At 73.6% G+C, this 7353-nt stretch carries 5 protein-coding genes; 2 read left to right on the top strand and 3 right to left on the bottom strand.

Features of this window, described 5'->3' with window-relative positions:
- Positions 1-619 (top strand): hypothetical protein (locus AB0O00_RS25080; RefSeq protein ID WP_363655312.1); only part of this gene is annotated, 619 nt, incomplete at its 5' end.
- Positions 620-629: 10 nt separating this feature from the next.
- Here the strand turns inward: AB0O00_RS25080 and argF are convergent.
- The 3 genes from argF to AB0O00_RS25065 all read right to left on the bottom strand — a co-directional run bounded on the left by argF (position 630) and on the right by AB0O00_RS25065 (position 6162).
- The gene (gene argF, locus AB0O00_RS25075; protein WP_363655311.1) at positions 630-1631 is read right to left on the bottom strand and encodes an ornithine carbamoyltransferase; all 1002 of its coding nucleotides are present in this window, start codon (positions 1629-1631) and stop codon (positions 630-632) included.
- A 215-nt stretch (positions 1632-1846) separates the two neighbouring features.
- Positions 1847-4549: a polynucleotide kinase-phosphatase gene (locus tag AB0O00_RS25070; RefSeq protein ID WP_363655309.1), complete on the bottom strand. Its 2703-nt coding sequence runs from the start codon at positions 4547-4549 to the stop codon at positions 1847-1849.
- Positions 4546-6162, bottom strand: coding sequence for a 3' terminal RNA ribose 2'-O-methyltransferase Hen1 (locus AB0O00_RS25065; RefSeq protein ID WP_363655308.1), 1617 nt, complete (start codon positions 6160-6162; stop codon positions 4546-4548). The genes AB0O00_RS25070 and AB0O00_RS25065 overlap by 4 nt, the downstream gene beginning before the upstream one ends.
- A gap of 141 nt (positions 6163-6303) precedes the next feature.
- Between AB0O00_RS25065 and dapD the strand changes: the two genes are divergently transcribed.
- Positions 6304-7293 (top strand): 2,3,4,5-tetrahydropyridine-2,6-dicarboxylate N-succinyltransferase, encoded by a 990-nt coding sequence (gene dapD / locus AB0O00_RS25060; RefSeq protein WP_363655306.1) that lies wholly within the window; start codon positions 6304-6306, stop codon positions 7291-7293.
- Positions 7294-7353: the final 60 nt, after the last annotated feature.

Genomic DNA, 7353 nt, shown 5'->3' with positions numbered 1-7353 from the left:
GGGCGGCGGCCCGGCCCGGGGTGTCCCGGGCGGCCCGGCCGCGTTGAGCACGGTGACCGTCGCCCTGCCCGTGGAAGGCCCGCCGATGCCCCTGCCGTTCGCCTCCGCCCTGCTGCCGCTCGCCCTGCTCGCACCCGCCGTCGCGCCGGTGTCCCTCATCGAGGCCGACTTCAACCCGGCGTCGGCCTTCGTCCCGCCCGTCGCCATCAGCTACGCGACCGACCTCGTGCCGTACGGCTCGCACGTCACCGTCGTCACCGACCGCTCCGATCCCGGGCGGACGGTGCTCACCCTGACCGTCGCCGGGCTCGCGCCCCGGCACCAGTTCCCGGTGCACCTGCACACCGGGACATGCGGGGCCGACCCGGCCTCGTCCGGGCCGCACTACCAGAACGTCGTCGACCCGGTGCAGCCCTCCACCGACCCGGCCTACGCCAACGACCGCAACGAGCTGCGGCTCGTGCTGCGCACCGACGACGACGGCCGCGGCAGCGCCGCGGCCGAGGTGCAGTGGCAGGCGCGGCCGGGCCAGGCGCGCTCGCTGGTACTGCACGCGGGCACACCGGCCGGCCCGCACGCGGCGGCCGACCGGGTGGGCTGCATCAAGCTGGACCGGTAGCGCCCGGCCCTCAGGACCCGAGGGTGGCGACCAGGACCGCCTTGATGGTGTGCAGCCGGTTCTCCGCCTGGTCGAACACGATGGAGTGCGCCGACTCGAACAGCTCGTCGGTGCACTCCAGCTCGGTCATCCCGGTGGCCTCGTGCATCTGCCGCCCGACCTCGGTGCCGAGGTCGTGGAAGGCGGGCAGGCAGTGCAGGAACTTGACGTCCGGGTTGCCGGTGGCCCGGACGGTGTCCATCGACACCTGGTACGGCTTGAGCAGCTCGATCCGCTCCGCCCACACCTCCTTGGGCTCGCCCATCGAGACCCAGACGTCGGTGTAGAGGAAGTCGGCGCCGGCCACGCCCTCGGCCACGTCCTCGGTGAGGGTGATCCGGGCGCCGGTGCTCTCGGCCAGCGCGTGCGCCGCCTTCCGGACGTCCTCGGCCGGCCAGACCGCGCGCGGCGCGACGATCCGCACGTCCATGCCGAGCAGGGCGCCGGTGACCAGCAGCGAGTTGCCCATGTTGGAGCGGGCGTCGCCCAGGTAGGCGAAGGCGATCCCGGTCAGCGGCTTGGCGGTGTGCTCGGTCATGGTGAGCACGTCGGCCAGCATCTGGGTGGGGTGCCACTCGTCGGTCAGGCCGTTCCACACCGGCACGCCCGCGTGCGCGGCGAGCTCCTCGACGACCTCCTGGCCGTGGCCCCGGTACTCGATGCCGTCGAACATCCGGCCCAGCACCCGGGCGGTGTCCCTGATGGACTCCTTGTGGCCGATCTGCGAACCGGACGGGTCCAGGTAGGTGGTGCTCGCGCCCTGGTCGTGCGCGGCGACCTCGAAGGCACAGCGGGTCCGGGTGGAGGTCTTCTCGAAGATCAGCGCGATGTTCTTGCCGCGCAGCCGGGGCTGCTCGGTGCCCGCGTACTTCGCCGCCTTCAGCTGGGCCGCGAGGTCCACCAGGAAGCGGAACTCCTGGGGAGTGAAGTCGAGCTCCTTGAGGAAGTGCCTGTTCCGGAGGTTGAAGGCCATGCCGGGCTCCTGGGGTGACGGGAGGAACGGGAAAGCGGCAAGTGTATACGACGAGTGGAATTTATATGCAGAGTGGGGGTGAACAGTGCGGCGAGCAGCGCGGCGAACAGTGCAGTGAACAGCGCGTTGAACTGCGCGGAAGCGCTGAGATGGACGCGCCGAGACGGAAGCACCGAGGGGGAGCCCGGTCGGACTCCCCCTCGATTCTCAACCCGTCACAGCCTCGGGTCGACCGGCTCCGACTCCAGCGCGAGCACCGCGAACACCGCCTCGTGCACCCGCCACAGCGGCTCGCCGGCCGCCAGCCGGTCCAGCGCCTCCAGGCCCAGCGCGTACTCGCGCAGCGCCAGCGAGCGCTTGTGGCCGAGCGCGCGCTCGCGCAGCCGGTCCAGGTGCTCGGTGTAGTCCGGGCCGTAGATGATCCGCAGGTACTCCCGGCCGCGCACCTTGACCCCCGGCTGGACCAGCCCGCCCGGACGGCCCTCGCCGCGCTGCGCCCGCACCAGCGAGTCCAGCGGCTTGACCACCATGCCCTCTCCGCCGGCCCCGGTCAGCTCCTCCCACCAGGCGACGCCCGCCGCCACCGACGCCTCGTCGGCGGTGTCCACCACGAGCCGTCCGGTGCGGTGCAGCAGCGGCGCGGCGGAGCCATCGGCGTCCGCTGCCTTGTTCGCGTCCGCCAGGAGAGCGTCCGCGTCGGCCAGGCGGTCGATCCAGGCGAGGTGCTCGTCGTGCGGGCGCACCGCGAGGTTCGCCCCCTCGGCGGCCAGCACCTGGAACGGCGCGAGCCGGACGCCCGACAGGCCCTCGGTCGGCCAGCAGTAGCGCCGGTACGCCTCGGTGAACGCCCCCGCGTCGGCGGCGCGCTGCCGCTGGCGGGCCGTCAGCCCATCGACGTCCAGGCCGCGCCCGGCCGCCCGCTCCAGCGCCGACAGCACCACCGGCAGGGCGGCGCCCGCCGCCGCGCCGACCGCCGCGTACTGGCGGCGCAGCAGCTCGACGGCCTTCAGCGACCACGGCATCAGCTCGGCGTCCAGCAGCAGCCAGCCGGTGCCCAGCTCCTCGAACAGCCCGGAGCGCTCGGCGGCGGCCCTGACCCGGCCGAGCACGGCGGCCGTCAGCGCGTCGTCGGCGAGGAACGCGCGGCCCGTCCTGGTCCAGATCGCGCCAGGGCCGGCCACGCCGAAACGCTTCTCCAGCGCCGCGTCGTCCCTGGCCACCAGCACCACCGCGCGCGAGCCCATGTGCTTCTCCTCGCACACGACCTGCCGGACGCCGTCCGCCCGGTAGGCGGCGAACGCCTCGTCGGGGTGCTCCAGGAAGCCCTCCCGACGGGAGGTGGCCGTCGGGGCCATCGTCGGCGGCAGGTAGGCGAGCAGCCGCGGGTCCAGCGCGAAGCGGCTCATCACCTCCAGCGCCGCCGCCGCGTTCTCCTCCCGGACGGCGACCCGCCCGTGCAGCGCGGTCTCGACGATCCGCCGGCCCGCCACGTCGGCGAGGTCCAGCGGACGGCCCTCCCGCGCGCCCGGCGCGTCGGTGACCATCGGGCGCACCGGCGCGTACCACTCGCGCTCGGCCGCCACGCTCACCAGCTCGCGCTCCGGGTAGCGCAGCGCCGTCAGGCTGCCGCCGAACACGCAGCCGGTGTCCAGGCAGATGGTGTTGTTGACGAAGCTCGCCGTCGGCACCGGCGTGTGGCCGTAGACCACCAGCGCCCGGCCGCGGTACTCCTCCGCCCACGGGTAGCGCACCGGCAGGCCGTACTCGTCGGTCTCGCCCGTCGTCTCCCCGTACAGCGCGTGCGAACGCACCCGGCCGGAAGCCCGGCCGTGGTACTTCTCCGGCAGACCGGCGTGGCACACCACCAGCGCGCCGCCGTCCAGCAGGTAGTGGCTGACCAGGCCGCGCATGAACGCGCGCACCTCGGCCTTGAACTCCTCGCTCTCGCCCGCCAGCTGGTCGAGCGACTCCTGGAGACCGTGCGAGACGGTGACCTTCTTGCCGTCCATCGCGCGGCCCAGCTTGTTCTCGTGGTTGCCCGGCACGCACAGCGCGTGGCCGGCCGCCACCATGCCCATCACCAGGCGCAGCACGCCAGGGGTGTCCGGGCCGCGGTCGACCAGGTCGCCGACGAAGACGGCGGTACGGCCGGCCGGGTGCTCGGCGTCCACCGGGCGGCCCTCGGCGTCCCGGCTGAGGACGTAGCCGAGGCGAGTGAGCAGGGTCTCCAGCTCCGAGCGGCAGCCGTGGATGTCACCGACGACGTCGAACGGTCCGGTGAGGTGGCGCAGGTCGTTGTAGCGCTTCTCCGACTCGATCTCGGCCGCCGCCACCTCCGCCTCACCGCGCAGGATGTGCACCTTGCGGAAGCCCTCGCGCTCCAACCCGTGCAGGGAGCGCCGCAGTTCGCGGTTCTGGCGGGGGATGACGTGGGGCGGCAGCTGGCGGTCCGGGCGGGTGCGGTTGCGCTCCGCGCAGACACCGGGCGGGACGTCCAGGACGATCGCGATCGGCAGCACGTCGTGGTCGCGCGCGATCTTCACCAGCTGGCGGCGCGCCTCGGGCTGGACGTTGGTCGCGTCCACGACCGTCAGGCGGCCGGCGGCGAGGCGCTTGCCGACGATGTAGTGCAGGACGTCGAAGGCCTCGGCGGAGGCCGACTGGTCGTTCTCGTCGTCGGCGACCAGGCCGCGGCAGAAGTCGGACGAGACGACCTGGGTGGGCAGGAAGTGGCGGCGGGCGAAGGTGGACTTGCCGGAGCCGCTGGTGCCGATCAGGACGACCAGGGAGACGTCGGTGACGGGGAGGCGGCGCGGGGCGGCCGGGGCGGTGGGCGCTGCGAGGGGCGCTTCGGCGGGCGCGGCGAGGGCCGCTTCGAGCGGTGTGCCGGGCGTCGGGGTTGCTGCTTCGTCGGTCATCGGAGATCGCCTCCCTCGGGCGTCGTGGTGGTCTCGGTGCTGCTCTTGGTGGTGTTCTCGGTGCTGCTCTCGGCGAGGCGGAACAGGGCGAGCTGCGTCGGCGCGCCGACCTCCGGGTCCTCCGGGCCGACCGGCCGTAGCTCCACGCCGTAGCCGTACGCCGAGGCCACCCGCTCCGCCCAGGCCCGGAACTCGGCCCGCGACCACTCGAAACGGTGGTCGGCGTGCCGGACGGTGCCCGCCGGCAGGCTCTCCCAGCGCACGTTGTACTCGGCGTTCGGCGTGGTCACGACGACCGCGCCCGGCCGGGCGGAGCCGAACACCGCGTACTCCAGCGCGGGCAGGCGGGGCAGGTCCAGGTGCTCGATCACCTCGCACAGCACCGCCGCGTCGAACCCCTTCAGCCGCGCGTCCGTGTACGTCAGCGCGCCCTGCGCGAGCGTCACCCGGGCCGCCTGCCGCTCCGGCAGCCGGTCCAGGCGCAGCTTGCGGGACGCCACGTGCAGCGCCCGCACGGACACGTCCACGCCGAGGATCCCGGTGAACCGGGCGTCCTTCAGCAGCGCGCCGATCAGCTCGCCCTGGCCGCAGCCGAGGTCGGCGACCTTCGTCGCGCCGGTCTCGCGCAGGGCGGCCAGGATCGCGGCGCGGCGCTGCTCGGCGAGGGACGGCTGCTTCTCGGTCTTCTCGGTCTTCTCGGCCTTCTCGGCCTTCTCGGCCTTCTCGGTCGCGGGCTCGGTGTCGGAGGGGGCGCTCGCGGTCTCCTGGTCGGTCTCGTCGGGCCGGTCGTCGACCGCGTTGTCGATCTCCTCGACCTCGCGGTCGTCCGCCTCCGCGAGACGGGCGAGCTCCAGGCGCTCCATCGCCGCCCTGGTCAGCGACCAGCGCCGGGACAGGTAGCGGCGGGTGATCAGGGCCCGCTCCGGGTGATCGGCCAGCCAGCCCTCCCCCGCGGCCAAGAGCTTGTCCACCTCGTCGGGGGCCACCCAGTAGTGCTTGGCACCGTCCAGCACCGGCAGCAGCACGTACAGCTGGTGCAGCGCGTCGGACAGGCGCACGGACTCCGAGGCCAGCTCGATCCGCACGTACCGGGACTCGCCCCACTCCGGGAACGTCTCGTCCAGCGGGACGGCCGTCGCCTCGACCCGCCAGCCCAGCGGCTCGAACAGCCGGACCACCATCGCCGGGCCGCCGCCCTCGCCCGCGCCGTTCGCGGGCACCGCGGGCAGCGCGATGCGCAGCGGACGCACCAGCTCGGGCAGATCGGGGCGGGCCTGGCACACGCCCTTCATCGCCGACCGGAACACCGTCCGCAGCGCCACCGCGAGCAGCGAGGACGCGGCGTAGGGCCGGTCGTTGACGTACTGGGCGAGCGCGAAGTCCGGCGAACCGCCGCGGCCCTTGCCACGGCCCTTGCGGACCAGCGCGATCGGATCGACGTCCAGCAGCAGCGCCGCCGTGCAGAGCTCGTCCCCCGCCTCCGGGTAGAAGACGTGGGCCTCGCCGTGCGACGTCGTGAACCGCTGGACCTTGCCGGGGTGCTTGTGCAGCAGGAACCCGAGATCCGTTGCCGGACTCTCGGCGCTGCCGGTGGTGGAAATCGACATGAACACCTGCCCGAGTATTGCCGAGCGGTGAACCCGTCGGCACCCCGTTTTCCCAGCCCACGGCCGCTCGCCGCGGCCCCGCACCGGGGGTGTCCGGACGGTGGGCGTTTTCGGCGCCCGACCCCCTCATTGGTTAACGTGCACGATGTGACTGCTGAATCCACCACGCTCCCGAACGGTGCCGTCGCCGCCGGCCTGGCCACCATCGCCGCCGACGGAACCATCCTCGACACCTGGTTCCCCGCCCCCGTCCTGACCGCCGAGCCCGGCCCCGCCGGGACCGTCCGGCTCACCGCCGAGCAGGCCGAGGCCGAGCTCGGCACCGGCGCCGCCGAGGCGCTGCGCGCCGACACCCGGCGCGGCGTCGAGGTGGTCGCCGTGCGCACCACCATCGCCTCGCTGGACGAGAAGCCGCTCGACACGCACGACGTGTACCTGCGCCTGCACCTGCTCAGCCACCGCCTCGTCCAGCCGCACGGCCTGAACCTGGACGGCATCTTCGGCCTGCTCGCCAACGTCGCCTGGACCAGCATCGGCCCCGTCCCGGTCGACCGGGTCGAGTCGGCCCGCCTCGCGGTCCGCGCGCAGGGCGGCCAGCTCGCCGTGTACGGGATCGACAAGTTCCCGCGGATGACCGACTACGTCGCCCCCACCGGTGTGCGCATCGCCCACGCCGACCGCGTCCGCCTCGGCGCGCACCTCGCGGCGGGCACCACCGTGATGCACGAAGGCTTCGTCAACTTCAACGCCGGCACGCTCGGCACCTCCATGGTCGAGGGCCGGATCAGCGCGGGCGTCGTCGTGGGCGACCACAGCGACATCGGCGGCGGCGCCTCGATCATGGGCACCCTGTCCGGTGGCGGCAAGCAGGTCATCTCGGTGGGCGAGCGCTGCCTGCTCGGTGCCAACGCCGGCATCGGCATCTCGCTCGGCAGCGACTGCGTCGTCGAGGCCGGCCTCTACGTCACCGCCGGGACCCGGGTCACCACGCCCGACGGCAAGATCGCCAAGGCCGTCGAGCTGTCCGGCCAGGACAACCTCCTCTTCCGCCGCAACTCCCAGACCGGCGCCGTCGAGGTCATCGCCCGCTCCGGCTCCTGGGGCGGCCTCAACGCCGACCTCCACGCCCACAACTGAGCCACCCCGCTCACCCGCCCAGTGCCCCGGCCCACCGCCGGGGCACTGCGCCGTTCCGGG

The sequence above is a fragment of the Kitasatospora sp. NPDC093558 genome, from assembly GCF_040683475.1.
Taxonomy (GTDB): Bacteria; Actinomycetota; Actinomycetes; order Streptomycetales; family Streptomycetaceae; genus Kitasatospora.
This window is presented reverse-complemented; position numbering and strand designations above follow the sequence as displayed.